This window comes from Gemmatimonadota bacterium (assembly GCA_016209965.1).
In the GTDB taxonomy this organism is placed as follows: Bacteria; Gemmatimonadota; Gemmatimonadetes; order Longimicrobiales; family RSA9; genus JACQVE01.
This window is the reverse complement of sequence record JACQVE010000164.1, coordinates 1-3803: the sequence shown is the minus strand read 5'-3', so window position 1 is coordinate 3803 and position 3803 is coordinate 1. Positions and strand designations below refer to the sequence as shown.

The window sequence follows — 3803 nt, the reverse complement described above, 5'->3', positions numbered from 1 at the left end:
GCCGCCGGGGCTGTGTAGCCATACGCACTCCGCAAACGTGCCGCGCGGGCGAATATAGGGGCGCCTGCTCACGCCTACAACCGACGGCGTTCAGCGGGTTCAGCGGGGCGGCACCATGGGCGCTCGGGACCTTGCTGTCCGCAAGGGAGCACACTACAACTTCGAGGTGACCCTCCTGGGGTCCTACGAGACGTTTGGTTGGGGGGGTCTGAGGTAGTTACAGGACGCCTCCCTGGGCGATCTGAGGTCAGATGGATTCTCGAGCGCCGTTCCAGCCCCCCGAGCAGTTCAACATCGCGGACTACTTCCTGGACGCGCGCGTCCGGGAAGGCCAGGGCGAGCGCATCGCACTGCGCACCGATCGGGGCGACCACACCTACCGCGAGGTGCAGGCGCTGGCCAACCGCTTCGGCCACCTCTTGCTCCAGAGCGGCGTCGAGCCCGAGCAACGCGTGCTGATCGCCCTGCCCGATGGCCCCGAGTTCGTGGGTGCGCTCTTCGGCTGCCTGAAGATTGGCGGGGTCGTGGTGATGGTCAATCCACACCTGCGCCAGGAGGCGGTCGACTACTTCTACCGCTACACGCGGGCGGCCGTGGTGCTGGCGCACCGCGAGACGCTGGAGACGTTCGAGTCGGCCGCCCGCGGCGCCCGGCACCTCAAGCGTCTGATCGTGGCCGGCGACGCCGCGCTCGAAGAAGATCTCGCTCGGCAGCCGGCGGAGCTCGATACCTTCCCCAGCCATCGAGACGACGCCGCCATCTGGCTCTTCTCGGGCGGCACGACCGGCCACCCCAAGGCGGTGGTGCAGACGCACACCTCGTACGCCAACAGCACCGAGTGCTACGCGCGGCAGGTGATCGGCTACACGGAAGCAGACGTGAGCCTTTCCGTGCCCAAGCTGTTCTTCGGCTACGCGCTGGGCTCCAACCTGCTCTTCCCGTTCGCCGCCGGCGCCTCCGCTGTGCTCTTCCCGGAGCGCTCGACGCCTGAGGTGGTGTTCCAGAAGATCAGGCGCTACCGCCCCAGTATCCTGATCAACGTGCCCACTATGGTGCAGCAGATGGTGAGCGCCCCGGACGCAGCATCGCAGGACCTCTCGTGCCTGCGCCTGGCCACGTCGGCGGGTGAAGCGCTGCCGGTCGAGCTGTACCAGCGCTGGAAGGCCGCGTTCGGCGTCGAGCTGCTGGACGGGCTCGGCACCGCCGAGCAGTGGCATATCTTCATTTCCAACCGCCCCGGCCGCGTGCGGCCGGGCACGCTGGGCGAGGCCGTGCCCGGCTTCGAGGTCCGGGTGTGCAACGACCAGGGGCGCGAGCTGCCCACGGGCGAGATCGGGTACCTGTGGGTGCGCGGGAACTCGCGCGCCCTCGGCTACTGGCAGCAGATGCAGCGCACGCAGCGCGCCTTCCGCGGCGAGTGGTACGTCTCGGAGGACATGATCCGCCGCGACGCCGACGGCTACTTTACTTACTGCGGCCGGGCCGACGACATGCTCAAGGTGAGCGGCAAATGGCTCTCGCCCCAGGAGGTCGAGAACTGTCTGCTGCAGCACCCGGAAGTGCGCGAGGCCTGCGTGGTGGGCGTGGTTCAGGACGACGGGCTCACGCGCCCGCACGCCTACGTGGTCTGCCGCTCCGCGCCCGCACCGGAGCTGGCCGGGACGCTCCAGGCCTTCGTTCGCGAGCGGCTCGAGTCCTACAAGGCGCCGCGCGAGATCGTGTTCCTGGAGGCGCTGCCGCGCACCCACCTGGGAAAGGTGGACCGGGGGCAGCTCCGTAGTGGCGGGCGGAGGTGAATCTCCTGAGATCCGCGATCCACGTCAGAGACTCAAGCACAGGCCATTCACCGCGCTCTTGCCCAACCCAAGCGCTTAGGTTATCGTTTGCATGCCGACCATCGACCGTGGGGAGGGGTATCGTGTGGTCATCCGAACGAGGGAGCCGGCACGCCACCCACCACATGTACACGTCATGCTGAGCGGCGGCCAAGCTGCCGCTTCGGTTGCGCTGGGCGATGAAGAGGATGGGCCGTACCTTCTTGCCTTCAGCACCAAGATGAAACCGAGGGATCGCCGGCGTGCGCTGGAGCTCGTGCGAAAGAAGCGCGCCGCATACCGGAAGAAATGGGAGGAGTACCATGCGCCGAAAGAAGGCAAGAGGAAGTGAAGCTGCGCGCCAGACGCGCCTGGCGGCGCGGCGGGGCCATGCAATGGAAACCTCGCCGTATCGCGCGGTCCGCGCGGCCTACGAGCCTGAAGTTCGCAAGCTCGTGCTGGAGCTCGCCAACGGAGCCGAGATCCACGTGCCGGTCGACCGGCTGGAGGAGCTGGCGGGCGCTTCCGATGAGGAGCTGAGCGAGGTCGAGATCTGGCCCCTGGACACGTTGCACTGGGAAAAGCTGGATGCCGACGTGTCGGTGGCTGGACTGCTGGAAGAGTTGCTCGGTTCAGACCGCTGGATGGGGATCCTGGCCCGGAAGATGGGGCGCAAGGGAGGTCGCATGTCCACCCCGGCGAAAGCGCGAGCCGCTCGGGAGAACGGGCGCAGGGGTGGCCGTCCTCGCAAGCCCGCCGCCGCGCGGAAGCGAACGACCGGCACATGAGCGAGGCTGAGGTGATGTCTGACCGGCCGCAGTCGGCCGCCGACGGCGATGGGCTCAAGACGGGCAACTTGCGGGTGGTCTCAACTCAACACTCGAATGATGGTTTTGAAGAGGTAAGTAGAGTCCGCGATGAATCTAGCCACGGCACTGAATCTGATCTCCACCGCCGCGCTGGTCGCCGGCCTCGCCTTCGCCGTCGCGCAGATCCAGCAGTTCCGGGCGCGGCGCCGGCGCGACGCGGCACTGGCCCTGGTGCAGTCGTACCAGAGTCCGGAGTTCGTGAGGGCGGCCTTCTGCTGCCTCGCGCTCCCCGACGGCGAGCCCGAGGCCGCGGCCACGCCCAAGGAGCAGCGGGAGGGCATGTGGCTGCTCATGAGCACGTTTGAGAGCCTGGGCGTGCTGGTCTACCGGGGCGAGGTGGACATCGAGCTGGTGGAAGATTTCTTCAGCGGGCTGATCGTCACCGCGTGGCGCAGCTTCGAGCCGGTGGTGAAGCAGTCGAGGCAGGAGGTGGGTCGCGAGACCTACTTCGAGTGGTTCCAGTGGCTGGCGGAGCGGGTTATGGCGCGGGAGGCGGAGCGCCCGCCGGTCCCCGCGCACATCGAGCACCGGCACTGGAGGCCGCCGGCCAGGCAGCAGCCGCGTGCCCTCAAGCTGCCCTGACCCTCCTCTAGACCCTCGCGTGCTGATCCGCTTTTTTCTCTACGGGGTCCTGGGCTGGTGCGTCGAGATCGTCTGGACGGCGTTGACGCACCCCGTGGCCTCGCCCCGGGAGCGCTGGAGGCTCCAGGGAACGACCTACCTCTGGATGCTGCCCATCTACGGATTGATTGCCCCGGTCTATGAGCCCATGCACGACCTGCTCCGCCCCTGGCCGTGGGCCTTGCGGGCACCGGTCTACGCCGTCGGGTTCATGAGCCTAGAATACGCGACCGGCTGGCTGCTCCGCCGGCTGATCGGCGTCTGCCCCTGGGACTATACGGATCGCGCGCACTGGCACATCCAGGGCCTGGTGCGGCTCGAGTATGCCCCACTCTGGGCCGGACTGGGCCTGCTGCTCGAACCGGTGCATGATTTCCTGCTCCGGCTCACGCTGGTGCTGCAGCAACTGATCTGAAGGGCGGCGATCCGTGGACCGGCGCGACTACATCCTGCGCCTGATCGAGCAGATCGGGCAGATGCTGATCGCCCTGCGCAAGAT

General features: G+C 67.6%; 5 protein-coding genes. All 5 read left to right on the top strand.

Going from position 1 to position 3803, the window contains the following annotated elements:
* Window positions 1-251: 251 nt before the first annotated feature.
* Window positions 252-1796 (top strand): benzoate-CoA ligase family protein, encoded by a 1545-nt coding sequence (locus HY703_06595; protein MBI4544843.1) that lies wholly within the window; start codon window positions 252-254, stop codon window positions 1794-1796.
* A gap of 91 nt (window positions 1797-1887) precedes the next feature.
* Window positions 1888-2166 carry a DUF4160 domain-containing protein gene (locus HY703_06590; GenBank protein MBI4544842.1) on the top strand — a complete coding sequence of 93 codons (279 nt, stop codon included), beginning with the start codon at window positions 1888-1890 and terminating at the stop codon, window positions 2164-2166.
* On the top strand, window positions 2138-2602 hold the full coding sequence (locus HY703_06585) for a DUF2442 domain-containing protein (GenBank protein MBI4544841.1): 465 nt from the start codon (window positions 2138-2140) through the stop codon (window positions 2600-2602). Before HY703_06590 ends, HY703_06585 begins: the two co-directional genes overlap by 29 nt.
* A gap of 129 nt (window positions 2603-2731) precedes the next feature.
* Window positions 2732-3265, top strand: a complete 534-nt coding sequence (locus HY703_06580) for a DUF4760 domain-containing protein (GenBank protein ID MBI4544840.1) — start codon at window positions 2732-2734, stop codon at window positions 3263-3265.
* Window positions 3266-3284: 19 nt separating this feature from the next.
* Window positions 3285-3719, top strand: coding sequence for a hypothetical protein (locus tag HY703_06575; protein ID MBI4544839.1), 435 nt, complete (start codon window positions 3285-3287; stop codon window positions 3717-3719).
* Window positions 3720-3803: the final 84 nt, after the last annotated feature.